The 26,328-nt window shown below is 35.2% G+C and carries 22 protein-coding genes and 1 tRNA gene; 12 read left to right on the plus strand and 11 right to left on the minus strand.

Annotated elements, in window-relative coordinates; genetic code table 11:
- Positions 1-65 precede the first annotated feature (65 nt).
- From EW15_RS06840 to EW15_RS06850, 3 genes are all read left to right on the plus strand, one after another.
- Entirely contained in the window at positions 66-488 is a 423-nt protein-coding gene (locus EW15_RS06840) for a hypothetical protein (protein WP_225866544.1), read from the plus strand.
- Between the two features lie 68 nt (positions 489-556).
- Positions 557-1,270 carry a pseudouridine synthase gene (locus tag EW15_RS06845; RefSeq protein WP_038653513.1) on the plus strand — a complete coding sequence of 238 codons (714 nt, stop codon included), beginning with the start codon at positions 557-559 and terminating at the stop codon, positions 1,268-1,270.
- A 14-nt stretch (positions 1,271-1,284) separates the two neighbouring features.
- Positions 1,285-1,818 (plus strand): helix-turn-helix transcriptional regulator, encoded by a 534-nt coding sequence (locus EW15_RS06850; RefSeq protein ID WP_038653516.1) that lies wholly within the window; start codon positions 1,285-1,287, stop codon positions 1,816-1,818.
- Positions 1,819-1,820: 2 nt separating this feature from the next.
- Here the strand turns inward: EW15_RS06850 and malQ are convergent, their stop codons facing one another.
- Entirely contained in the window at positions 1,821-3,317 is a 1,497-nt protein-coding gene (gene malQ / locus EW15_RS06855; protein WP_038653519.1) for a 4-alpha-glucanotransferase, read from the minus strand.
- 625 nt (positions 3,318-3,942) lie between these two features.
- On the opposite strand from malQ, the gene EW15_RS06860 reads away from it, so the two are divergent.
- Complete coding sequence (locus EW15_RS06860; RefSeq protein ID WP_038653522.1) at positions 3,943-4,938, plus strand: ribose-phosphate pyrophosphokinase; 996 nt, start codon at positions 3,943-3,945, stop codon at positions 4,936-4,938.
- Between the two features lie 10 nt (positions 4,939-4,948).
- On the opposite strand, the gene pepN is transcribed toward EW15_RS06860, so the two are convergent.
- From pepN to EW15_RS06875, 3 genes are all read right to left on the minus strand, one after another.
- Entirely contained in the window at positions 4,949-7,564 is a 2,616-nt protein-coding gene (pepN, locus tag EW15_RS06865) for an aminopeptidase N (RefSeq protein WP_038653525.1), read from the minus strand.
- Positions 7,565-7,591: 27 nt separating this feature from the next.
- Entirely contained in the window at positions 7,592-8,044 is a 453-nt protein-coding gene (locus tag EW15_RS06870; RefSeq protein WP_038653528.1) for a hypothetical protein, read from the minus strand.
- A gap of 125 nt (positions 8,045-8,169) precedes the next feature.
- Positions 8,170-8,727, minus strand: coding sequence for a hypothetical protein (locus EW15_RS06875; protein ID WP_038653531.1), 558 nt, complete (start codon positions 8,725-8,727; stop codon positions 8,170-8,172).
- Between the two features lie 107 nt (positions 8,728-8,834).
- Between EW15_RS06875 and EW15_RS06880 the strand changes: the two genes are divergently transcribed.
- The 6 genes from EW15_RS06880 (at position 8,835) to EW15_RS06905 (ending at position 15,985) form a co-directional block, all read left to right on the plus strand.
- The gene (locus EW15_RS06880) at positions 8,835-9,980 is read left to right on the plus strand and encodes a histidine kinase (RefSeq protein ID WP_038653534.1); all 1,146 of its coding nucleotides are present in this window, start codon (positions 8,835-8,837) and stop codon (positions 9,978-9,980) included.
- Between the two features lie 49 nt (positions 9,981-10,029).
- Positions 10,030-10,102 (plus strand) — tRNA-Glu (locus EW15_RS06885).
- Positions 10,103-10,409: 307 nt separating this feature from the next.
- Entirely contained in the window at positions 10,410-11,579 is a 1,170-nt protein-coding gene (locus tag EW15_RS06890; protein WP_038653537.1) for an FAD-binding oxidoreductase, read from the plus strand.
- Between the two features lie 167 nt (positions 11,580-11,746).
- Positions 11,747-13,270 (plus strand): glucose-6-phosphate dehydrogenase, encoded by a 1,524-nt coding sequence (gene zwf / locus EW15_RS06895; protein WP_038653540.1) that lies wholly within the window; start codon positions 11,747-11,749, stop codon positions 13,268-13,270.
- 38 nt (positions 13,271-13,308) lie between these two features.
- Positions 13,309-14,616, plus strand: a complete 1,308-nt coding sequence (locus EW15_RS06900) for a glucose-6-phosphate dehydrogenase assembly protein OpcA (RefSeq protein WP_038653543.1) — start codon at positions 13,309-13,311, stop codon at positions 14,614-14,616.
- Positions 14,617-14,629: 13 nt separating this feature from the next.
- Positions 14,630-15,985 carry a cobyrinate a,c-diamide synthase gene (locus tag EW15_RS06905; protein ID WP_038653546.1) on the plus strand — a complete coding sequence of 452 codons (1,356 nt, stop codon included), beginning with the start codon at positions 14,630-14,632 and terminating at the stop codon, positions 15,983-15,985.
- Between the two features lie 33 nt (positions 15,986-16,018).
- On the opposite strand, the gene EW15_RS06910 is transcribed toward EW15_RS06905, so the two are convergent.
- Genes EW15_RS06910 through folD form a run of 4 tightly spaced genes read right to left on the minus strand, consistent with a single transcriptional unit; the run spans position 16,019 to position 19,841 of the window.
- Positions 16,019-17,479: an ATP-dependent RecD-like DNA helicase gene (locus EW15_RS06910; RefSeq protein ID WP_038653549.1), complete on the minus strand. Its 1,461-nt coding sequence runs from the start codon at positions 17,477-17,479 to the stop codon at positions 16,019-16,021.
- A complete protein-coding gene (locus EW15_RS06915) occupies positions 17,476-17,991 on the minus strand; it encodes a divergent PAP2 family protein (RefSeq protein WP_038653551.1) in 516 nt (171 codons plus the stop codon). Before EW15_RS06915 ends, EW15_RS06910 begins: the two co-directional genes overlap by 4 nt.
- The gene (gene crtE, locus EW15_RS06920; protein WP_038653554.1) at positions 17,988-18,887 is read right to left on the minus strand and encodes a geranylgeranyl diphosphate synthase CrtE; all 900 of its coding nucleotides are present in this window, start codon (positions 18,885-18,887) and stop codon (positions 17,988-17,990) included. The genes EW15_RS06915 and crtE overlap by 4 nt, the downstream gene beginning before the upstream one ends.
- Before the next feature lie 42 nt (positions 18,888-18,929).
- Positions 18,930-19,841, minus strand: a complete 912-nt coding sequence (gene folD / locus EW15_RS06925) for a bifunctional methylenetetrahydrofolate dehydrogenase/methenyltetrahydrofolate cyclohydrolase FolD (protein WP_038653557.1) — start codon at positions 19,839-19,841, stop codon at positions 18,930-18,932.
- A 68-nt stretch (positions 19,842-19,909) separates the two neighbouring features.
- Here folD and EW15_RS06930 point away from each other — a divergent pair, with 68 nt between their 5' ends.
- The gene (locus EW15_RS06930) at positions 19,910-21,997 is read left to right on the plus strand and encodes an HDIG domain-containing metalloprotein (RefSeq protein ID WP_038655343.1); all 2,088 of its coding nucleotides are present in this window, start codon (positions 19,910-19,912) and stop codon (positions 21,995-21,997) included.
- 34 nt (positions 21,998-22,031) lie between these two features.
- Here the strand turns inward: EW15_RS06930 and EW15_RS06935 are convergent, their stop codons facing one another.
- From EW15_RS06935 to EW15_RS06945, 3 genes are all read right to left on the minus strand, one after another.
- Positions 22,032-22,409 carry a hypothetical protein gene (locus EW15_RS06935; RefSeq protein WP_038653560.1) on the minus strand — a complete coding sequence of 126 codons (378 nt, stop codon included), beginning with the start codon at positions 22,407-22,409 and terminating at the stop codon, positions 22,032-22,034.
- A gap of 65 nt (positions 22,410-22,474) precedes the next feature.
- Positions 22,475-22,714 (minus strand): hypothetical protein, encoded by a 240-nt coding sequence (locus EW15_RS06940; protein ID WP_038653563.1) that lies wholly within the window; start codon positions 22,712-22,714, stop codon positions 22,475-22,477.
- A gap of 117 nt (positions 22,715-22,831) precedes the next feature.
- Positions 22,832-24,454, minus strand: coding sequence for a 2-isopropylmalate synthase (locus tag EW15_RS06945; protein ID WP_038653566.1), 1,623 nt, complete (start codon positions 24,452-24,454; stop codon positions 22,832-22,834).
- A gap of 305 nt (positions 24,455-24,759) precedes the next feature.
- On the opposite strand from EW15_RS06945, the gene EW15_RS06950 reads away from it, so the two are divergent.
- Positions 24,760-26,325, plus strand: coding sequence for a glycoside hydrolase family 57 protein (locus tag EW15_RS06950; protein WP_038653568.1), 1,566 nt, complete (start codon positions 24,760-24,762; stop codon positions 26,323-26,325).
- The last annotated feature ends 3 nt before the right edge of the window (positions 26,326-26,328 follow it).

Consider the following 26,328-nt stretch of genomic DNA (forward strand, 5'->3'; position numbering starts at 1 on the left):
TTCCATAAAATATAATAAAGATTAAAAACATGATAAATATTAGTATTCAAAATATAATCACATTAATGACAGCCAGTTTAGATGATGCAGATTTACAAGGTATAGATGAATTCATTTCCGATTATCAACAAATAAAGCCAATTGAAGATCCAATTTTTTGGCTTTCGTGTGGTGCTTTTATTTGTCTAATGTCTGGATTGATATTTGCAGACATTATGAAATCAAAACTAAATAAATGGTCATCAAAACAGATATCTCCCCTACCGCTAGAGGACCCTAGAACAATATCTAGTTGGTTTTCATTTTTCACGGGTCTAACAATTATTTTCGTAAGCGCCTTAAGCATTATAAACTTTTCTATTATAAAATCTCTAATATTTTCTTCATTAATCTCAATTCTTTTTGGCGTCAGCATGTGGAAAGCCATTAAAGATTTGTTGATCCAAGTAAAAGCTGGAACAGTTAAAGAAATAGATGATTTTTTCTAATTAAATTCGATCCTATCTACTGTTTTCAAACCTAATTCAAATAATATTAAATATGTAGTTTAGAAATAATGTCACTTAATAGATTACAAAAGATAATATCTCAATCTGGTCTTTTATCAAGACGGAAGGCTGAATTACTAATAAAACAAGGCAGAGTAACATTAAATGGAAGGCAAGCTATTATTGGAGAGAAAGCAGATCCTAACTCTGACCATATTTTAGTCGACGGGAGAGATTTACCAAAGAAGCTAAACCATAAAGTTTTTCTACTAAACAAACCTTATGGGGTCATATCTAGCTGCCAAGATAATCATGGAAGAAAAACAATTTTAAGTTTTCTCCCATCACATTTACGTTGTGGGATTTATCCTGTTGGGAGGTTAGATTTTGATAGCAGAGGAGCCATTCTGCTTACCAATAATGGAGACTTAACTTTAAGGCTTACACATCCCAAATACTCCCACACAAAAACTTATCTGGTTTGGGTAAGTGGTCAGCCAAAACAATTAATATTAGATCATTGGAGAAGAGGCATTTTACTTGATGACAAAATGACAATGCCAGCAAGAATAGAAGTTTTGGATAGAGTTAATCAAAAGACTCTTCTTAAAGTGATTATAAAAGAGGGACGAAATCGACAAATTCGCAAAATAGCAACTCTTCTTGGACATCCAGTTCAAGATTTGCAAAGAATATCGATCTCAAATATAAATTTAAATGGCTTACAAGAAGGTAAGTGGCGAGAACTAAAGACAACGGAATGGATTTCAATTATTAATTAAAACATTTGTGTTTTATGGCATTAAACATTCCCTTTAAAAAATCCTCATCGGTTTTATCTGATTCTCATGATAAAACTCGCGTTGAAAATGAATTTTATAAGGCAATTAATTTATTTAAAGCTCAAAGAATGAAAGTTGGAATTTCATTAGAGACACTTGCAAAAGAGACCAAAATTTCAAGGAATGTATTAATAGCTATTGAAAATGGATGGGAAAAGTATTTACCAGAAAAAACCTATTTAATTTCAATGATCAAAACTCTTGAGCTTAAGCTCAATTTAGAAATAGGTAGTCTAAATGGTTTATCAACAAAAAAAGGCACTACTAATACTGTCTCTAGATTTAAATTTAATTTTATAAATATAGACTTTCTTAATAGCTGGATTGGAAGCCTATTTTATCTCATTATTATGCTATTATCAATATTAGCTCTTAATAGTCAGCAAAAATATCTTATAAAAATAAATAGTATTTCCACAGAACCCATTATTATAGAAAAGAATTTTATAGAGGATAAAAATATAATTAATAAGCAAAAAGAAAATTAACTTTATCTTTTATTTGCTTGAGCTAAATCACCATATTTTTTTAAAGCTTCTCTAATATTTAAATCATTTTTCGGTAATCTCCATGACCAATTATTTTCTACTGTGCCAGGTTTATTTAATCGACAGCTATCATCGAGATTTAATATATCTTGCATAGGTGCTACAAATAATTTGGCTTTGGTTTCCATTCCTATTCGAATCAATTCCCAAGAAGTAAAATTCTCATAATCAAAAATCCTTTCTCTGATTTGTTCTTTTCTACCTTCATCCATTTCTTTCCACCAGCCAAGTGAAGTTGAATTATCATGGGTTCCCGTATAAACAATCCAATTCTCCTCTTTAATATTCTCAGGCAAATAAGGATTTTCTAAATTTCCATCAAAAGCAAATTGGAGTATCTTCATTCCTGCTAATTGGTAATCATCACGTAACTTTTCAACTTTTGAGTTTATGAGCCCTAAATCTTCAGCAACTAAAGGGAGTGAGCCGCCGCAATCTTTTTTGATTAAACTTAGTATCTCTTTCCCTGGAGAAGGTAACCAAATTCCATTCTCAGCTGTTTTATCTTTACCGGGAATTGCCCAAAAAGCTTCGAGAGCTCGAAAATGATCAAGGCGTAAAAAATCAACCTGTTCTAGATGTCTTGAAATTCGTTTTCTCCACCATCTATATTTACATGCTTTGTGCCTACTCCAACGATAAACAGGGTTCCCCCAAAGCTGACCGGTTTCAGAAAAATAATCAGGCGGGACACCACTTTGAAGGAATGTATCTGAATTAGTTAAAATAGAAAATAATGACCGATTACTCCATACATCAGCGCTATCTTTTGATACATAAAAAGGGACATCTCCAAATAAAAAAATTTCTAGATTTTTAGCAAGCTCTCTTATTGATTTCCACTGCCTATCTAAATGCCACTGAAGAAGATTATGGCCTAATAATTCTCTTTGATTATTTTTTTTCCAATTTTCTAATTCTTTCTTGTCTCGATCTGCATATTCGTCTGGCCATTCCCACCATGGAAGATCATTGTTTTGAATCTTTAGTTCCATAAATATGGAATGGTCATCTAACCAAAATTGTTTGGAGCACCACATTTCAAATTCTTCTTGAATAGTTTTATTCTGTTTGTCCCAATAATCAACCAAAGAAAAACGTAAGGACTTAACTTTTGAGTTTGCTAAATGAAAGTCAACTCTATTTTCAAAACAATCATTTGTAGAAGAAAAATCTTCTAGATTACTAGCTAAGAATCCATCCCTCACTAAATCATTTAGATCAAGGAACCACGGGTTGAAAGCAAAACTTGATGGAGAGCTATATGGAGATCCAAATGAATCAGTAGGAGCAAGAGGTAAAAATTGCCACACACCTATTCCAGAGGCAGCAAGTTCATTAAGCCATTCTCTAGCAGGTTTACCAAAACTACCGCAGACAGGACTATCAGGTAATGAGGTTGGATGTAGAAGGATTCCTGAATTTCTTTCCAATTTCACTTTTTGTTATGTATAAAAAATAGGAAAGAAATACTAATAATGCTATTTTTTTATTAAATTCAAAATGAATTCCATTTAGATTGGAAATATTCTTCTTAAATATCAAAAAAATAACTTTAGCAATTTTATATTAACAAATTAATTAACAATATAAAATTTAATTTAGAAAAGCCAGATTTTTTCTTGCGTTAAATTAAGATCCTTAAATTATTTCTTTCCAAGAATAGTATTATTTAGATAAACGGTTTAATAAGATTTTGAAGTAACCCATCCAAGCGAGGAAAAATTTAATTTGAGACTTTATATTTTTCATTCTAAACAAAAGCTTGCTTTTAAAGACCTCATTACATAAATCAAGCTCTCTCTAACTTTGTGTTTTCGACCAAATTACCGTTAGAAATCTTTAAGCCTTTACCGGAAGTCAAATTATATATGTTTTCAAAAGAAAATTCTTCAGATTAGATTACTTTCACATGGTCAGCTCAAACAAAAGGCAGGCCAATGATTCCTAGTTCAAAACATTAGATTTTTCACTTAAAAGAAAAAATATAAAAAAACTTTTATATGATCATGTCTCAACATAAAGGTAGATTAGTAAATATCATTTATCGCTTGCTGTGGAACCGTGACCAGTTTTATTACTGCAGCGAATCCTGAGCCTAGTAGTTTCGAGCATGACACTAATAGACTCAGATTAATTAGTGGGACATCCAATACAGCATTAGCTAAAGAAATTGCGACTTATATGGGGGTAAACAATGTACCTCTTGTTTCAAAAAGGTTCGCAGATGGAGAGCTCTATGTTCAAATCCAGCAATCAATAAGAGGATGTGATGTTTTTCTAATACAACCAACCTGTGCTCCTGTTAATGACAGCTTAATGGAGCTTATGATCATGGTGGATGCTTGTAAAAGAGCATCTGCTAGACAAATTACAGCTGTAATTCCATATTTTGGTTACGCCAGAGCAGACAGAAAGACAGCAGGTAGAGAGTCCATAACTGCGAAGCTAACCGCAAATATTCTTGTCAAATCAGGAGTAGATAGAGTCCTCGCAATGGACTTACATTCCGCACAAATTCAAGGTTATTTCGATATCCCCTGCGATCACATATATGGTTCACCTGTTTTAGTTGATTATTTATCAACCATGAAGCTTGATGAAATCGTAGTCGTCTCGCCGGATGTAGGTGGTGTAGCCAGAGCCAGAGCTTTTGCGAAGCAAATGAAGGACTCACCTCTAGCCATTATTGATAAACGTCGCTCAGGGCATAATGTTGCCGAAAGCCTTACAGTGATTGGGGAAGTTTCTGGCAAAACTGCAATATTGATTGATGACATGATTGACACTGGAGGTACTATTTGCGCAGGAGCTGAATTACTTAGGAAAGAGGGGGCTAAAAAAGTTATTGCATGTGCATCTCATGCTGTTTTCTCTCCACCTGCTTACGAGAGACTTTCAAAAGAAGGCCTTTTTGAACAAGTTATTGTTACTAATAGTATTCCTGTTCCAAGTAATTTAGATTTCTCACAATTGAAGGTCTTATCAGTTGCGAATATGCTTGGAGAAGCTATCTGGAGAATTCATGAAGAAAGTTCTGTTAGCTCAATGTTCAGATAAATTTTCAAATTTACTTCAAAATCAGTTCCACGACTTCTCTTGTATTAGAAGATAAATTTGCTTTATTTAATTTTAATAGTGATTCATACATCCCTTTCTTATTTTTATCTATATAAGTTTTCCATTTACTAAAAACTTTTACCATTCTTGAAGCCGTTATTGGATTAATTTTATCTACCTCTATTAATTTATCAGCCATAAATAAATAACCTTGTCCATCTAGAGAATGAAACAAATCAATATTTTTACTAAATCCGCCGAGAACAGCTCGAATGGCATTTGGAGCCTTCCAATCAAATTTAGGATGTGAAAGTAATTTTTCAATCCTATCAATTCCTACCCTATGAGGTCTTGAGGCCTCATAAGCAAACCAGGAGTCTAAGACTACTGGATTTTCTTTCCAAAGGTTATAAAACAAATTTGAACCTTCTTCAGTCAAAGTGTTATCGAGTAGCTTTAATGCTCCTAAAGCCGCTCTTGATATTGTCATTGAAGAATGACTAATTGATTCAACACAATTTCTTTGCACATTTCTATCGCCTGCAAGAGATAAATAAAACCATATGGTTCCTAATAGTTTTCTCTCTCCTTTACCCATTGGCCATTGAAGATCAATATTAACTAATAAATTTTTAGCTATTATTCGCAGCTCTTGAATAATTTCATTACCAATTAAAACTTGGAAATCTATTGACTCTCTATAAATTCTTATTGGATCCACTTTTTTGAATAAGGATTCCAATTCTGCAAAACCAGGTATTTTTAAAAGAGTTGCTAAGAAAAAAGGATCATTAAATTCTAAAGATTTAATGTTTTGTTTAATAGCATTAATAAACCTATCTTCCAAAGAATAATTGGCTTCATTATTAAGCCTAGTTTTCAAAATCTCACGCATCAAATACTGACCAGAGTCCCACCTAGAAAAATAATCATTGTCATTTAAGAAAAGGAAAAGATAGTCATCTAAAAGCAAATCAGATTCCCAAACAACAGGTGAAGAAAATCTTCTAAAAAGTGATAAAACCGGAGCTTCTTTCTCACCTGGGGGAGTATTTATTTTTAAATTCTTCTTATTTTTATCTAAAATAAATAAATTATCTTCAACTATAGGTGTAGTTCCTTTTTCTCTGCTATAACAGGAATAAAGAATTGGTATAACCATTTCCGTATTTCCACTATTAATTTCGCTATCTATTTTCTGCTCAAAAGAGACATTCAAAATTGAATGTTTTGAATCCCAAGATTGATTTATCAGAACTTTTGGAGTACCTGATTTATAATACCAATTAAGAAATTTTTCTAAATCAAAAGGACAGTTTTTTTCTTCCAAATAAGCACCTTTTATTAATGAATTAATAAAATCCTCAGTTGTAGCTGCACTACCATCAAAGGTTTTAATATAGAGATTAATACCTCTAAAGAACTTTTCTTTCCCTAGCAATAGCTCAAGCATTCTTATCAACTCAGCACCCTTCTCATATATTGTTGTTGTATAAAAGTTATCGATAGCTACATACTCTTTAGGCTTCACCGCATGAGAGGTAGGACCCTTATCTTCAGCAAATTGAAAATTCCTAAGTAAGGAAACATCTTCTATTCTTTTTAGTCCTTTACTATGTAGATCTGAGGTAAAAGATTGATCTCTAAAAACTGTCAGGCCTTCTTTTAATGAAAGCTGAAACCAATCGCGACATGTAATTCTATTGCCAGTCCAATTGTGAAAATATTCGTGAGCTATAACACTTTCTATTCTCTCTAATTCATCATCAGTCGCAGTCTTTGAGTCAGCCAATACCAACTTTGAATTAAAAATATTTAGCCCCTTATTTTCCATCGCTCCCATATTAAAATGCCTCACAGCAACAATTTTATATTCATCTAAATCATATTCAAGACCATAATTAACCTCATCCCATTTCATTGCTTTTTTTAGAGAGTTTAAAGCATGTTTTATATATCTTTCGTCTCCTTTTTCCACATAAATTTTAATATCAATTAATCTTCCAGTATTTGTTAGATATGAATCTAAGACTGAATTTAATTTACCAGCAACTAAAGCGAATAAATAGCAAGGTTTTGGGAAGGGATCTTCCCATATAATTTCATGCCTATTATTATTTAAGTTACCTGAATATTTCTCATTCCCATTAGACAATAATATAGGATACAAATTCCTGTCTGCCTCTAATCTTACTGTATATCTACTTAAAACATCTGGCCTATCAGGATGATAACAGATTCTTCTAAATCCTTCAGCCTCACATTGTGTAGTTAACATTCCTGAGCTTAGATATAATCCTTCTAGCGATGTATTTCTAAAAGGATCTATTTGAGATATTATTTTTAATTCAAATTCTGAGACTGGAGTACTATTTATAATCAAGACTTTATCGGAAATAGAATATTCAGGCAGATTCAATTCTTTTCCATTTATTGATATTGATAATAATTTAATTTGATTACCCTGGAGAATAAGCTTTGAAGATTCTTTCTTCTTTGGCTTAATTATCATTGAAGATTGAACAACAACATAATCCGAACCAATATCAAAATCTAAATATATACTTGGTATTAGAAAAGGATATTCAACATAGTCTGATAATTTAATAGATTTCTGAGTTGACATGTTAAATAATTTTTTTTCAAATTAGGTTTATTTATTTTGGTTTAATTGTTCAACAGTTCTTAAGAATTTTTTCTTATCTTCTTCTGGGACCATATCAGGACAATTTTTCATAGCTCCATCAAGAAGCTGTAAAACCGCTCCATTATAAATATTTTTATCTGGAATTTTTTCTTTGCCTAATTCTTTAATAAGCCCACCATGTCTACTAGAAATAAGCAATGCATAATTTTTTGCTGCCAAGGAAATAGCCTTTGGAAATTCAACTTCAATCTGTCTTGCCATACATAAATAGCTAATTCCTATTTGTCTGTATAAAAAGATATCTTCATCACTAGCAGGAATAAAGCTAACTTCATTCTTATCTGCGCTAATTTTAGTTGGATTAGATTCTGACTTTATTGAGGAACTACAACTCGATAAAAGTATTGAAGCGATAAAAAAAGACATCGCTAAGATTGTTTTTCTTGGAGATTTTTTCATTTTTCTCAATTAATTTTAGTCCGTAAAAACATCTGATGTAAAAAAAAATTTTTAAAAAAATCTTTACTTGCAGATAATATATATATCATACATTAAGCTCTATATAAATAGATTTTATAAAGCCATTAGTTGGGATTCTTAATCCTTATTTCATGGTGATTTTCAACTATCTTCAACTTATCATTAAACCAACTATAAATAGTTCTGGATCTAAATTTATCTTGGTCTATTAAGCGCGTATGTTCTAATATGTGCCAATTATCGTAATTAGACTCAAAGATCAACTCATGTTCATCCACTTGCCTAATATTTGATATACCTGAAGAATTAGATAAATAAGAACAATCACGAATTAATTGATGGCCTTGTAATCGAGCAGTTATTTCTCCCTCACTTTTATAGGTTGGGTTTTTAATAAAAAAATCTTTTTGATCTTTGCACCACCAATTAAACCGATAGCTTTCAAATTCCAAATCACTTGGAATTAACTTGCTGATATTTATGTACATTTCCAAATTAATAGCCTTTTCTTCATCAAAAAAATATTGTCTTTTAGAGTGCCATAACCCAATATTTCGACCAAACCATCGCCTTAGATTACTATCAAAATCAATTCTAAGTCTATCAATACCTACTGAAGATTTTGTAGTTCTTCCAATACCAGATGTATGAGAAATAGCCATTTTCTGGAACTGAGAAAATTAAAAAGTTATCTCTTTATTATTAGCTAATACCTAAAACGAGTCTCATTACCTTAAGGTATGCGTAATTATTAAGATTGCTCGACACTGTGGATAGTGCCGAAGCTAATGACAGACGGCAGTTAAAACTGTTGCTTGTGGTATCTCGCCACCATCTCTCAAGGAGAGATATTCGTTCGTTAATTGAATATTTAGAAAGAGAAGATTGTGGATTTAATGTCACTCTAAATTTTTCAGATCCAACTGATAATCCAGAATTACTTGAACTTTATAGACTAGTAGCTCTTCCTGCACTAATAAAATTAGAACCTTCGCCCAGACAAACATTTGCAGGGAGTTCAATTTTTGAACAAGTTAAAACTTGGGTGCCAAGATGGCAACACGAACGATTTAACAACAGCACAGGAGTAAGTCTTAGAGGAAAAACAATTGAATCTGATCAAACACAAAAAGAACTTCTTCTAGAGGATGATCTTCTAGTTCTTAGACAAGAGAACGAAACTCTCACTAAAAAAATACATTCGCAAGAAAGCCTCCTGAGAATGGTTGCTCATGAATTAAGAACCCCATTAACCGCCGCTGGTTTAGCTCTTCAAAGCCAAAAACTTGGTCAAATCAGCATGCGTAAGTTTCAAGACGTCCTTAAGAGAAGGCTTGAAGAAATTGAAATACTTTCTAAGGACTTATTAGAGGTTGGCAGTACTCGCTGGGAAAAGTTATTTAATCCTCAAAAAGTTGATCTTGCAAGCATATCTGCTGAAGCAATTCTCGAGCTTGAAAAGCAATGGCTTAGTCGCAAAATAAAAATAAACACCGATATCCCAATTGATTTACCATCAGTTTTCGCAGATCAAAGAAGAATGATGCAGGTTATGTTGAACCTTATTGAAAATGCTTTGAAATTTTCCGAAGACGAAGGTGAAATTTTTATAACAATGCTTCACAGAACAAATCAATGGGTTGAAGTAATTGTTCGAGATAATGGGCCTGGTATCCCCCAAGAAGAGCAACAAAGAATATTTGTTGATCGAGTGAGGCTTCCACAAACTTCTCAAGAGACAACTGGCTTTGGCATTGGTCTTTCAGTTTGTAGAAGAATTGTTGAAGTTCATGGAGGCAAGATCTGGGTAGTTTCTAAACCAACTGAAGGAGCGTGTTTCTATTTCACCGTTCCTGTATGGCGTGGCCAAGATAAGGTTCAAGAAGCCTTGACGAGTGGCAAGGCGGGCCCGTAACTTTTATCTGTGATAAAGATTACTTATTGAGTGATTTATCACTGCATCTGGCCCCATCGTCTAGAGGCCTAGGACACCTCCCTTTCACGGAGGCGACAGGGGTTCGAATCCCCTTGGGGCTATAAATAAAATTTTTTTAAATTTAAAAATTTTCTATTAGAGCAAAAACATTTGATTTTTTACTGTCCCTTGAAATATATGAGCAGCTATTCATAATTGCTTTTTCCTTTGAAACATTACATAAAAAAATAATATTCTGTTGATCAGAAAAGAAGAACTAACCCTTAAAACTCTTTTGAGTATTGGGATCTAAGAAAAAAAATGATCTTGTGACGGTCTCAAAAGGTGAACTTAAAAATTAGTAATCTCAAGATAAAACAGCTAAAAGTTACCTCTTCTTGGTAATCTCACTTTCTAATTTAAGTTTTTATGGCTTACTCAGAGACAAAAGTAGTACTTGGTGGTCTTGCACATATTCCCATAATAATTGGCTTTTTCTACCTGATAAAAAGGCAATATTCATTTGGTGCCTTGCTGAGAACTAGTAAAAATGCTTTAAGCGACAAAGTCAAAGCAGCACCTGCTAAAACTTCTGCTGGATCTGCTAAACCTGCTGCTGCATCTAAAAAACCTGAATCTATCAAGCCTTTGGCTGAATCCACCCCCTCTGCACCTTCCAAAGCTGCGGCTGCAAAGAAACCTAAACCTCATGCAGATGTACCCGTAAATACTTACAAACCAAAAGCACCATTCACAGGGACAGTAACTGAAAATTATTCAGCCTTAAAAGAAGGAGCAATAGGTAAAGTTCAACACATAACTTTTGATTTATCTGGAGGAGACCCAGACTTTAAATATGTTGAAGGTCAAAGTTGCGGAATACTTGCTGCAGGAGAAGATGCAAAAGGGAAGCCTCATAGGCCAAGACTTTATTCAATTGCTAGCACGAGATACGGAGATAACTTTGCAGGAAATACACTCTCATTATGTGTTCGACAACTTCAGTATGAAAAAGATGGTGAAACCATTAATGGTGTTTGCTCCACCTATTTATGTAACTTATCTCCTGGAGATAAAGTAAAAATTAGTGGACCAGTAGGCAAAGAGATGCTTCTTCCTGAGGAAGAGGATTCTAATATAATAATGCTCGCAACAGGTACTGGTATAGCTCCAATGAGAGCGTATTTAAGAAGAATGTTTGAGCCTACAGAAATTGAAAAGCATCGATGGAATTTCAAAGGAAAAGCTTGGTTATTTATGGGCGCACCAAAGACAGCAAATTTGCTATACGATGCAGATTTTGAACACTACAAATCCAAATTCCCAGAAAATCTTAGATATACAAAAGCAATCAGCAGGGAGCAGAAGAATACAAAAGGAGGAAGAATGTATATCCAGGACAGGGTTCTTGAATATGCTGAAGAAATATTCGATATGATTGAGAATCCTAAAACTCACATTTACTTATGTGGACTAAAAGGAATGGAACCAGGTATAGATGAGGCTATGTCAACAGCGGCTTCTGCAAAAGGTTTAGATTGGTCTGAACTTAGACCTAAGCTTAGAAAAGCAGGCAGATGGCATGCTGAGACTTACTAAAAAGAATAAAAAGTCTGGAAAGCGATAATTATTAATTACTTTAGAGATATTTTTTCTATATTTAATCAATCAATATCAATTTTGTTTTTGGACATCCGACAAAAATGGCGGAATGATTAGAAGCAACTTGGATAATATTTCTCATCTGATTGGCAAGGAATTTATCAATGAGCATGCCAGTAACAAACCCATTAAGAATAGGTCTTCGACAAGAGAGAGTAGTTCCTCCTCAATGTCTGGTTATTTTCGGGGCTTCAGGGGATCTAACTCACAGAAAACTTGTTCCTGCTTTATTTGAGCTCTTTAAGCAAAGAAGATTACCAAGTGAGTTTGCCATTTTAGGCTGCGCTAGAAGACCTTGGACTGATGAAATATTTAAAGAAAAAATGGAAGAAGCTCTTTCTTCTCAAATCAACGAAAGTCCAAAAGAATGGGAATTATTTTCTCAAAATCTTTTCTATGAGCCCGTAGATCTCCAACAACCCGAACACCTAGTAAAACTTGGAGAAAGACTTGAAATAATTGACAAGCTAAGAGCAACTCACGGTCATCGAACTTTTTACCTTTCAGTATCTCCGAAGTTCTATGGAAGTGGATGTAGAGCTTTAGCTGCAGCAGGATTATTGAAAGATCCAAAACGTAGTAGGGTCGTAATCGAAAAACCTTTTGGCAGAGATTTTAATAGCGCTCAGTCACTCAATTCTCTAGTTCAGGGGTGTGCCCAAGAAAGTCAAATATTTCGAATAGATCATTATTTAGGAAAAGAAACTGTTCAAAATATTCTTGTTCTCAGATTTGCAAACACAATTTTTGAACCTATTTGGAATAGAAATTATATATCGAGTGTTCAAATTACTAGTTCTGAAACAGTTGGAGTTGAAGACCGAGCTGGATATTACGAATCTTCAGGAGCTTTAAGAGATATGGTTCAAAATCATCTAACTCAAATGCTTGCTCTAACAGCAATGGAACCACCTGGGCATTTTGATCCAGAAGCCATAAGGAATGAAAAAGCTAAAGTTCTTCAGGCAGTTAAGCTTGCGAATGAAGAAAAGCCCTGGGAATGTTGCGTTAGAGGTCAGTACTCAAAGGGAGGTAGCGATGAAGATCCACTCCTTGGTTATAGAGATGAACCAGGTGTTAATCCAAACAGCACAACTGAAACATATGTAGCCATGAAGCTGTTTATAGATAATTGGAGATGGCAGGGGGTACCTTTTTATGTAAGGACAGGGAAACGATTAGCCAAAAGGCTTAGTGAAGTTGTTCTCACATTTAGAGAAGCACCTGTTCACCTTTTTGATGCAGCAGGGGGATGCCCAACTTCAAACCAATTAATTCTTAGAATTCAACCCAACGAAGGTGCTGAATTTAGTTTTGAGGTTAAATCTCCAGGGTCTGGGATGAGAAGTAGACCTGTAAATATGGAGTTTTCCTATGACGAATCCTTTGGGGAGCCATCAGATGAAGGCTATGTGAGACTCCTTGCTGATGCAATGCTTGGAGATCCCACATTGTTTACTCGGAGTGATGAAGTAGAGGCTGCTTGGCGTTTATATACTCCACTACTTGAAAAGATTGAGGATTCTCCTTGGGAATTGCCTGTTTATCCATATGAATCAAGGACATGGGGGCCTACTGAATCAGACTTACTGATTGGCAAAGATCAACTTTTATGGAGAAGACCTTGAAAACATTGAATCCAATTCTTTTATTTGAACAAAATTAAATGTCTCCTCAATTAACCCTACAAACCCCCCTTCAGTTACCTCCATCTGAAATTCCTACCTATCTTGAGCAACTATGGTCTCATGATGAGCGAGGAGATAAAGGAGCTAACACTTTTTGTTTAATTGTCTGGCAACCGGCTTGGATTGAACAAAAACTAGTCAAAGCTGGAAAAATATCTGGGCCCGTAGTAGGGAGTCAAAGGAATGATCTTATAGAAGCTGCAAGAGAAATTATTCTAAAAGGAGATCTGCCTAACAGTACTTCACCACTTGATTTCAGAGTTCAATCTTCAATTCAATGTAAAGAATCAATTAAAAATGTAGAAGACCTCAGAGGGCAAAATATTGACACCTCAATTAGTAATTTGCAACCACGAAGATTAATAACAATTGCACCCACAATTGATAAAGAAAATAATTTAGAAACTTTAGTAGCAGCCTATTGTCCCCTCCCTGAAGAGAGCGGAGGAAAAACAGCTTGTGGAGACGTAATTGTTTTAAGAGGTAATAAAACCGCAATCAATGATGGGCTTGAAATTGTTGAAACTCTTGTCCCTGATGAACTTCCTTCTTGGTTGTGGTGGAATGGAAGAATTGATGAGGCCCCCGAATTCCTCAATGCTCTAGCGCTACCAAGTCGAAGATTAATTATTGATACTGCATTAGGTGAACCAATAGTCTGCTTAAATTTATTGCTTCAAAGAATTCAATCTGGACAAGCTGTTAACGACCTGAATTGGCTTCGCCTTAGAGGTTGGAGAGAAACCTTAGCGATGGTATTTGATCCTCTTCAAAGAAGAAATGCTCTTGATAATTTACAAAAAATTGATATCGATATTGAGGGTTCACAAACAGTTCAAGGTCTTTTACTTGCTGCATGGATTGCCGATCGTCTCAACTGGAAACTTGAATGCCGCATCTCCTCAAAAAAAGATCAACTGAAAGTAAATTTTATTAGTCCTGACAAAACTCTTGTTCAAGTTGGTATTACTTCTCTACCAATAGGTAAGCCAAGCATAAATCCTGGTCAAATAGTTGGTCTTAGATTAATTGCAAAAGCGAAGAACAAACAAAAAAGCGATATTTGTGTAATCCTCGCGTCAGAATCTGGAGAATGCATGAGATTAGAAGCGGGAGGTATGGCAAGAATGGAACTTATTGAACAAGTCGTTCCCATTCAAAAGAACTCTTTAGAAAATGATGTTGCTCGTTTACTTTCCAGTAGTAGAGGTAATACGAGTCCTTTACTTGCGAGTGCGACTCCAATAGCAAAAGAAATGCTTGATTTAGTTAATCAAGCCAAATAAATATCGTCATTAGATGGCATGCGTAATCTCTGCAATATCGAGTAACAGTGGTAAAACTCTTTTAAGTCTTCTTTTAATTTCTTGGTTAAAAAGTATAAATAAAACAGTTCAAACTTTTAAAGTTGGACCTGATTATTTAGACCCTCAACAACTCACTGCTGTCTCAAAAAAAGCTTGTCGCAATCTTGATTTAGTTCTCTCTGGTGAAAGTTGGGTTAAAGAAACTTTTAATCACCACGGAGGCTTAACAGATTATTCGTTTGTTGAAGGAGTAATGGGATTATTCGATGGAATTGGCAGTAGTTCAAAAGGGAGCACCGCTGAATTAGCTAAGGTTTTAAGCCTGCCAGTAGTTCTTATTGTTGATGCCAGAGGGAAGGCTGCATCACTAGCAGCCTTAATAAAAGGATTTAGAGAGCACGATAAGGAATTAACAATTGCAGGCGTTGTTCTCAATAATGTTCAAACTCCTAGACATGAAAAAATATTATTGGAGGTTCTTGATCAAATCAATATGAAGTTATTGGGTTCTCTTCCTTCATGCAAAGACTTATATCTTCCAGAAAGTTATTTAGGTTTAGCTCCTGCTCATGAAGTTTTCGACTTAGATATTAAAGTTAAAAAGTGGGCATCAATAGCCAAAGATTATCTAGACATAGAAAGTTTTAGAAAGCTTTTATCACCTCCAGAATCTAACAACAAAATAATTAACTTTTTCCCAAGGAAAGAAACAGAATTTATTCATCCAATTGCTATCGCTGAGGATGAGGCCTTCCATTTTAGGTATCAAGAAACAAAAGAATTATTAGAGAAAAATGGAATGCCAATTATTACTTGGAAACCTCTTGAAAACGAACAGATACCAAAAGAAGCAAAAGGATTAATTATACCTGGAGGTTTTCCGGAGCGACACGCTAACCAATTGAGTAATTCAAAAATAAGCCTTAACTCAATAAAATTGTTTTCGAAAAAGTTTCCTATATATGCTGAATGTGGAGGAATGATGCTATTAGGTAAAAGTATATTTGATCTTGAAGGGAGGGAATATTCAATGGCTGGAATACTACCTTTTAAAGCTAAAAAGGGTAATCTGAAAATTGGTTATAGAGAAGCTATAAGTAAAAATAAAAGTCCTATTACCACTCCTGGTGATAAACTAATTGGACATGAATTTCATCGCTGGGAAATAATTTATGAAAGCTATAATTCAAAAATAAATCCTCTATGGGATATTAAAGGATGGAATTTGGAAAGTAAAAATGAGGGTTTTTGTAATCATTTAATTCATGCAAGTTGGATACATTTGCATTGGGCAAGTTCGCCTCTTATTGTAGAAAATTGGAAAAGAAGTATTATTAACTATGCCTAAATAAATCTGTTTTTAAAAATAACATTTTCCAAATTACTCTCTTAATAATTTCTCTAAAAGAGCTTGATTCGTTTTGCTTTTATCATCACCAACAATCCATACTCCTTTGCTCGCTCTGCTTACAGCAACGTATACAAGTCTTCTTCTAAATGCAAGATCTTTAGGCCAAAAGACATCAGAAGTTATGAACACTTCTCCAAACGTACTTCCTTGACTCCTATGAATCGTAAGGACTGAAGCAGGACCTAAAGAAGCGAATGAGTCTCTAATGAAAAAGAAAAGTTTCCAAATCGAAGCACTATTTTTTTTTCCTCTCTCTCTTGCCAGATTGCTCAATACATTCAAAGAAAGGTCTAAGTCAACACGAGATTTAGAACCTATTTGAGGAATTAACCTTAATGAAAATTCTTTTTCATCACAGCCAACTTTAGCTATCTGAGTTTGAATAACAGGTAAAGGGTTTTCAAAATCTTGGTGAATCCCCAAAGAGGCCAAGTCAAAGCTATTTGGAATTACATCTTCTACCACCATCTCTCTATTGGAACTAATTAGAATGTCTGGTTCTTCTCCAAGCTCATCCTCATTTAATGACGCATTTGCCATGACAGCTTTACGGCTAATTAAAACCTCTCCTGGTAAAACCTGATATTGATCTGCCATCTCACCATGAATAGCTCTTCTTGCATGAGGAACTAAATTATCAACAATTCGATTCGTGTAGCACAAAATTCTTGCTCTATCGTGATCATCCTCTAAGGAAGATAAGCTCAAGGATGATTTAGCTCTTTCAAGCCAGCTATTTCTATCTAATATTCCAACATTACCTTTTTTAGATTTAATAACTGGCAATATTGGTGGCTGATTACAAGGGATTTTCCCATCTCTAATTATATTTGCCAATTTGAGAACAGGCCCATGATGACGAACGACTTCCCTAAGTTCAGTATTCACTGCTCTTTTCATTAAAAAGACTGAGCTAGAACTTTCTCCCACTGGTGGGAGTTGGGCGGGATCACCAACAAAAACCAACCGAGTCGAAGTAGATCTTGCGCATTCAAGAGTTATCTCCAATAATTTGGAATCAATCATTGATGCTTCATCAATTAAAACGAGTCCTAAGTTCTCCAAAGAGTTCTCGGTTTGATCTGTTTTTTCGCATATTTCTACATCCGCCTGTCTTTTCAACTTAAGTCGAAGCAAACGGTGAATGGTCGATGGAAACCATGTTGGTTGAATAGCTTCCCTTTTCAAACCCTCCCTTAATACACCTACAGCCTTATGAGTTGGTGCAACTACAGTCCAACACAAACCTAACTCATCGACCTTTTTTAATAATTTCATAGATAAATATGTTTTTCCGCTACCTGCAAAGCCTTTCATTACAAAGGGTTTAAAGGAATATGGGGTATTAAGCCATTCACAGAATAATTCAAGAGATTTTTCTTGATCCTTAGTTAAAACAACACAATCTTCTTTTGCTTTTACTTCTTTCACAAAGAAACTAATCCAATCATTTGCAAAATATGCAAAGGGGAACCAATGAAAAAAATACCTGGTAAAGCCACAATTGGGCCAAGAAGACTTCCTACCAATACCTCGATTTTTGTGTGCCCCAAAGATTCTTTTAAAGTAGTGTCTGAAGACAATTCATTAGAATTATTTTTTGAAATTTGATTGACTTTTGCTGCTGTTAAGCCTGCCGACCTTCTTATTCCAGAAGCGTCGTACATCACAACAAAAGCAATTGTTGAAGCCAAAGCGAATACTGGATCATTAAAGCCAAGCTGAAGTCCAACTCCTGCCGCGGTTCCTGTTACTAAAGCCGAGTGACTGGAGGGCATGCCTCCTGTTTCAATAAGTACTGACGGTCTCCACCGTTGCTTAAAAATTAATTCGAATAATAATTTAGAAAACTGAGCAAGTCCACATGCTGCTAGCCCCCAGGCCAATACAGCATTATCAAGAATATAAATGAATTGAAATTCTAAACTTGGATTAGGATTCATCTATCTCTACTTGTAATGTAATCAGCCAATGCAAGAAGAGGTTTTGATTTTCCTGGCCAAGGATCAAGAGCATTTTTTGCTTTAGCGACTAACAGATCTGCTCTCCTTCTTGATTCATCAAGACCAAGTAATTTGGGATAAGTAGTCTTATCTGCAATTAAATCCTTTCCTGCTGTTTTGCCCAATACTTCACTACTTGCTGTTACATCAAGAATGTCATCAATTATTTGGAATGCTAAGCCAATCCCTCTCGCATAAACACTTAGTGCTTCAAGGAGATTCTCATCAGCTCCTCCAATCAAAGCCCCGCAAGTGACACATGCCTTAAGCAAAGCTCCTGTTTTATGAAGGTGAATGTACTCCAAGGTTTCTAAATCAACCTCTTTCCCTTCACAATCAAGATCAACTACTTGTCCTCCGACTAGTCCAGGAGCCCCTGCCACTAAAGAAAGCTCGCCGATTATTTTCAATAATCTCTCTGACGGTATTCCCTCTGTTCGAATTGAGACCATCTCAAAAGCTCTTGTCAAAAGAGCATCTCCAGCGAGTATGGCCACAGCATCTCCATAAACCTTGTGATTAGTTGGACGCCCTCGACGAAGATCATCATTATCCATTGAAGGTAGATCGTCATGGATAAGAGACATTGTATGAATCATTTCCAGAGCAACTGCTGTTGGCAATGCTTTTTCAACTTCGCCCCCAGCAAGTTCACAGGCTGCAAGACAAAGTATTGGTCTCAATCTCTTCCCTCCCGCCAAAAGGGAATAGCGCATAGACTCTCTTAATTTTTCTGGCTTTTCAGGGCCCAGAGACGCATCCAGCGCATCTTCAACCCGAGTTCTAGCTTTCTCTAGATACTCAGCGAAGTCAAAAGAAGCGATTGCTTCCTGCATGCAAAAAATCGATTCTTACCAATTCTCTCAGGACATTGTGATTCATGGAAGTAAATGACTAATAGTTAAAGGTAATCCACAATGTTTCTGCCACCTATCGACGGTATTTGCTAGAAGCATTGTTACTGTCATAGGCCCTACACCGCCAGGTACAGGAGAATAAGCATCTACTTTATCTTCAATTTCAAATATCTTTACATCTCCACAAAGTTTAGTCTTTTTGAGTCCTTTCATATTTTCTTGATCATTCGGAAGTCTATGAATTCCTACATCAATAACCACACAATTCTCACTTACATGATTTTCCCCAATCAAATATGGCTTGCCAGCTGCTACTACCAGTAAATCTGCCTCCCTGGTCAAAGAAGGTAAATCTTTAGTTCTTGAATGAGCAACTGTGACGGTGGCATTTGCAGCTTCAAGCATTAAAGCCATTGGCTTCCCAACAAGAATACTGCGTCCAACAACTACTGCTCTTTTCCCTTCGATTTTGATTTGGTTTCGTTCAAGCAGAGACATAACACCAGCAGGTGTACATGATCTTGGGCCTTTCTCTCCCTTTATTAATCTTCCTAGGTTCAAAGGATGTAGACCATCGGCATCCTTATCAGGATCAATACTCCTCAGCAAGACAGCCTCATCAAGGTGAGCAGGTAATGGTAATTGCAATAAAATTCCATCAACATTCTTTTCTTCATTCAAACTTTTAATGATTTCTGTAAGTTCCTCCAATGAAATATCTTCTTTTAAATGCTTTGCAAAACTTCTAACACCTATTCGATCGCATGCTTTTTCCTTGTAATTGACATAAACTTCACTGGCAGGATCATTCCCAACTCTAAGGACAGCCAGACCAGGAGGACGTTTCGCAACTTTCATGTCAGATTCGATAGCCTGTTGGAGTGTGAGTTCAATCTCCTTAGCTAGTTTTTTTCCATCTAAAATTTTTGGCATAAATAAAATGAATACAATTTCAATTAATCAACCCATTAAACCTAGCGTCAGGTTAGGTGAGGAACTCTTTGGCTAAATTACCCAGTCCACAAAAAATTTGGAGGATATGGTTAGGGAGTCAATCTCCCAGACGTCCAATACTTCGATGGTCAGCCACTGACAAGTTAGGTCTACTAATGGTCTGTCTATTAGTAGCAATATTTTCAAGTTATAAGTTACTTGCTGTTCCCGATCTCAAACCAGGAGATATTGCCCAAGTCAATGTAATAGCCCCTAGAGATGCAAAGGTAATAGATAAAATTGATTTAAAAGAGAAGAAAAAAGGCTTAAAAGAAAGTTTTGTTCAATCAGTGGACAAGAAAAAATCAAATAATTTAGAAAAGACTGTTTTTAAGAAAATCAATACACTTGGCACCCTAAAAAATAAAAATTTTCAAATAGATTTAAACGAATTTAATTTAACAAATTCAGAGAAAGTTTGGCTAATCAATGTTAAAGATAATGAATGGCAAGAATGGAAAGAAGAGATAAAAAATGTTTCAAAAAAAATGCTTTCTCAGGGAATTATTAATACACTTGCACTTGATCAACTTAACGAAGCTTCTTCACTTCAATTAATAAATTTAGGTGAAAAAGATTCACCAAACAGATCATTAGGTGCAAAAATATTATCGAGTAGTTTTCATCAAAAAAGTAATTTAAAAGTTGATAAACTAAAAACCAATATATTACTCGAAAATCTAATAAACCAAAATGGCATAAATACAATTAATGTTAGAGAAGGCAGCATAATATCAAAAAAAGGGACGATAATAACATCACAAGAGTTTACTATATTAGAACATTTTAATAAAGTAAGTCGCAGTCCAAAGCCCTTAAAATGGTTAATTACTTTCTCAGAAGCTATGGGAAGTTGTGGATTACTTCTTATGATTATGAGAAGAGAAAGGCCTAGGCTTCAGGCTAGGCATGGACTACTGTCTTTAACCTTATTATTCGTAGTTCAATTAACAAAAGATTGGCTTGGACCGTTAGCAAGTCCTATGCAGTTAATATTACCTCCTACATTGCTTCTTTCACAAGGAATAGGGACTGTAACATCATTAGCTTGGATGGCTGCTGCTAGCCTGATTTGGCCATCATCTCTTACTGGATTAAGTGAAGTTAGGCTATTAATCGCATGTATCGCTGGTTCATTTATTGCATTTTTAGGCAGAAGGATGAGAAGCAGGGCACAGGTTCTTCAAATAGCTCTACTTATACCTTTTGGTGCATTATTAGGGCAATGGTTTATTCTCAATCAAGTAATCAAAGAACAGAATATAGAATTTAATAATCTTTCTATTGATCCTAACTCTCTTTTTAACGAGACACTTATTATTAGTTCAATATTAATGGTGACAATATTAATTATTCCAATCTTAGAAAATACATTTGGATTACTTACCAGAGCAAGATTAATGGAACTTGCTGATCAAGAGCGTCCTTTACTTCGCAGATTATCTAGAGAAGCACCAGGAACATTTGAACATACTTTAACAATTTTGAGCCTCGCCGAGGAAGGAGCAAGAGTCATTGGTGCTGATGTTGACTTAATAAGAACTGGAGCTCTTTACCATGATGTAGGCAAATTGCATGCTCCTAATTGGTTTATTGAAAATCAGAAAGATGGATTAAACCCACACGATGAAATAAAAAACCCATACAAAAGTGCCGATATTCTTCAAGCCCATGTAGATGAAGGATTGAAGCTTGCTAGGAAATATCGACTTCCATCACCTATTGCTGATTTCATTCCAGAACATCAAGGTACTTTAAAGATGGGATATTTTCTTCACAAAGCTAGAGAAAGTGATCCTTCAGCCTCTGAAAAACGTTTTAGATACAAAGGACCTATTCCTCATTCAAAAGAAACTGGAATACTCATGCTTGCAGATGGTTGCGAAGCAGCATTAAGAGCTCTTGACTCTTCCTCTTCAGACAAAGATGCTTGCAAAACAGTTAGAAAAATAATTCAATCTCGTCAGATTGACGGCCAATTAAAAGAGAGTAGTTTAACGAGAGCAGAAATAGAAATAATACTTAGAGCTTTTGTTTCTGTATGGAGGAGAATGCGTCACAGAAGATTAAAATATCCCAGCTTCAACGCAAGATAAAAATCAAACGACTTATTGGAATCTTCAATATTAGCTAGAGCCTTATTCTTCTATGACCTCTTCTACACCAGTAGATTAAGGCTAATAAATTAAGCAACGCGATTAGCAATGTCAAACCACTTATCCCAAAAATATCATTCACTTTAATTAGCCTGATTATCCCATAGGGCAAAGTTCCTGCAAGAGTCATTGATAAAGCAACTATTGATAAAATCACACCCCATCCTCTTTGAACAAATAGACCTGCTGAAGCAACAATTCCAGTCACTGCAGATGGCCAAGCTAGACTAATAGCAAGAGTGATATTGGCTGTTTGAAGTGGAGGGCCTGATCCAACAACATATGCAATAAAAGGAATCGCAAGTGTATTTGAGATCAAACCAAACCAAGCAAGCGTCCAGTAACCGCGCATTCCTGAATCTCCTTAAAAAATTATTCTCTCAAAAAAAATCATAAAATCTATATTAATATTTTATTTTAAGCGAGAGAATGTTGTAAACAATTAGGTGGATAACAAACGGTTCTCCAAGTTCCATTTCCTGCAAGAACTTGTACACCAATGCCTCTTTCTTTAATTGTGCAACTCAACCCTTGACCAGTGCACCACAATTTCGCCGCTTTAAGTGCTGCATCAATACTTTCATATGGTGCATCTAGGACATGATGGGGGAATCCATCAAGTCCTGTAAGTCGATAAAGATTTTTTTTTAAAGCCATTTATGTGCACATATCTAATTGTCACACAACATATTAAGCATTGATTTATAGATTAAAGCGATTTAACTAAAAAAAATTTACGGAAACCTTTAAAAAGATTTTTTATGAAAGCTAAGTTTATTGAACCAATTTTTTATCTACATTAGCCAAATCAAATTGAGAATGAATGGATTTCCTTCCCTGAGCAGCTACTAATCTATTAAGCGCATTTATATATGCTTGAGCCGCTGCAACAACAACATCAGTATCTGCAGAATGTCCAGAGAAGAGGTTTCCATCTCTTCTTATTCTAATAGTAACTTCACCCAAAGCATCTATCCCCTCAGTAACTGACTTTACTGAGAACTCAATTAATTCATTAGGTTCTTCTGTTAGGGAATCCAAAGCCCGTACTACTGCATCAACAGGACCTGTACCAAGGGAGACGGCGGTCTTCTCCTCTCCATCTTCTCCAACAACAGTTACTGTTGCAGTTGGCACTAAAGAAGTTCCACAGCTTACTTGGACCAATTTCAATTGGAACAATGCTTCTGGCAGTTGAACTTGTTCGCTAACAATGGCCTCTAGATCACGATCTGTTATCTCCCTTTTTCTATCGGCTAAATCTTTAAATCTAGCGAAAGCGTCATTAAGATCTTCTCTATTTAAATCATATCCAAGGTCTTCTAATCTTGATCGAACAGCACTCCTACCACTTAATTTTCCTAAAGAAATCTTATTGTCGGTCAACCCTACTGTTTGTGCATCGATAATTTCATACGTAAGCCTATTTTTCAATACCCCATCTTGGTGTATTCCAGATTCATGAGCAAAAGCGTTTGCTCCAACAATTGCTTTGTTCGGTTGTACGGCCATCCCAGTCAAATTGGAAACCAAGCGAGACGACTTGGTTATCTCCTCAGTTCTAACTGCTGTTAAAGGAGTAGGGGATTCAGGAGGCCTGCCAAAAAACGGATTAAAATATGATCTTCTTACATGAAGAGCCATAATTAATTCTTCTAAAGCAGCATTTCCTGCTCTCTCTCCTATTCCGTTAATGGTACATTCAAGTTGTCTTGCTCCATTCTTGACAGCCTCAAGGAAGTTTGCGACAGCGAGTCCTAAGTCGTTGTGACCATGGACGGAGAGAACTGCCTCATTGATATTTGGAACATTTTTGTTGATATTTAATATCAAATCTCCAAATTCAGAAGGGGTTGTATAACCAACTGTATCTGGAATATTTATTGTGTTAGCCCCTGAGGATATGGCTAATTCGATTACTTCGTACAGAAAATCTAAATCACTTCTTGCAGCATCTTCACAGGAGAATTCAACATCATCAACAAAACTTTTAGCATAGCCAACCATCTCTGGAACAATATCAAGCACCTCTTTTCTGGATTTCCTTAATTTATATTCAAGATGTATATCGCTAGTTGCAATAAAGGTATGAATCCTTTTTTTTGGTGCTGGAGCAATCGCATCGGCACAAGCTTTGATATCCGGTTTAGAGGCTCTTGATAGTCCGCAAATAATCGGTCCTTCTTCTCCTCCTACGTTCTCAGCTATTTTCTGAACTGCAGCGAAATCGCCAGGGCTAGCGAAAGGGAATCCTGCCTCAATAACATCAACTCCTAATCTTGCTAATTGTTGAGCAATTGCTAACTTTTCTTCTAAATTAAGACTCGCGCCAGGAGATTGCTCACCATCTCTTAACGTGGTGTCAAAAATTAAAACTCGGCCCGGATCTTTGGCCATAGCATGAAATATATAAAGATAACTAGACCTGATTAGGATCTATATGAATTGAATTAATTGTAGTATATTTCTCTTAATTTTATACAAAAACTATTAGATTTTTAACTATTTAGTTCATCTTATTATAGTTAGATAATTACAGAAACTGTTTATTAAATTTAAAATTCAAATAAAAATTACAAATAATACAATATTTAAAGTATAAAATTCTACTAGTTTTAAATTATAACTTAAAGTTTTTCTTTACTTGTGCTTTTGAAGAGTATAAGTATCCAAGGATCAAATCCAACAATCTGGGAGTTTTAATGACTAAAGGCAATCTCGCCATAGTCCTGCATGCCCATCTACCTTACGTAAGAGCAGAAGAACCTGGTTCATTAGAGGAGGACTGGTTCTTTCAAGCTTTAGCGGAATGTTATTTACCACTTTTAGAAACACTTGAAAATGCCTCTAGATCAAAAGATCAGGCACCTAAGATAACAATAGGATTATCTCCTACATTACTTTCGCTTTTGGGAGATGAAGTACTGAAAAATCGATTTGAAGAATGGGTAACTATAAGATTAGAAGTTCTCAATACATTAGAAACAGACTGCATAAAAGCAGTTCTTCATCTCAAAGACCACTTAAAACGCCAACTAGAAAGCTGGAAGAGTTGTAAAGGAGATCTAATAGGAAGATTTAAAAAACTACAAATATCAGACGTGGTTGATATTCTCACTTGTGCAGCTACACATGGATATCTACCTCTTTTAAGAGAAAATCCTGAAGCAGTAAGGGCTCAATTAAAAACAGCAGTAACTGAACATAAGCGTCTTTTTATGACCGCTCCATTTGGTATTTGGTTACCTGAATGTGCATATTATGAAGGCTTAGATGAAATAATGGCTGAATCAGGATTGAGATATGCAGTTCTTGATGGTCATGGCTTATTGAATGCAGATCCAAGGCCAAGATATGGTCTGTATGCTCCAATTTGCACAAGAAAAGGAGTAGCTTTTTTTGGTAGAGATAGTGAATCAACTCTTCCAGTCTGGTCAGCAAGAGATGGCTACCCAGGCAATCCAAATTACAGGGAATTTCATAGGGACCTGGGCTGGGATTTATCAATAGAAAACCTAAAAAAGATAGGAATCAAGGATAAAAGACCCTTAGGGATCAAATTATTTAAAATTACATCTCAAAATACATCTTTAGAAAATAAACAAAAATATGACCCAGAAGCTGCAAATGTAAGTGTTGAAAAAGATGCAGATAATTATTTAAAGGAAAGAAAGAAACAACTTATAAAACTTGAAAAATCAATTCAAATAGAGCCATTATTAATCGCTCCTTTTGATGCAGAACTTTTTGGTCATTGGTGGTTTGAGGGGCCGAAATTCCTATCCCATTTATTTATCAAATCCAAAAAAGAAGGTATTAAATTAATTACTTTAAAGGAGTCTCTTCAATCGACACCCAAAATCCAATTATGCAATCCTTCTCCATCTAGTTGGGGACAAGGTGGTTTTCATAATTATTGGTTAAACAAATCAAATGCATGGATTGTTAATGAATGGAGTAAAGCTGGAAGAGCAATGGTAGATATTTGTTCAGAAGGTTTAATAGAAGAATCAAATATCAGAATCATTAATCAAGCTGGAAGAGAACTTTTACTATGTCAGTCTTCAGACTGGAGCTTCATTCTTAAGGCAGGAACTACTACCGAACTGGCAAGAGAAAGAATAAATTTGCATCTAAAACGATTTTGGATGTTATTCAATGCAATAAAAGATAATAAAAATATCAATGAAAAAACTCTTAAGGAAATAGAAAAAGAGGATTGTATATTTCCTTTAATTTCTCATATTGATTGGAAAAAGAAAAGCTAAATT

The organism is Prochlorococcus sp. MIT 0801, assembly GCF_000757865.1.
GTDB lineage: Bacteria > Cyanobacteriota > Cyanobacteriia > PCC-6307 > Cyanobiaceae > Prochlorococcus_B.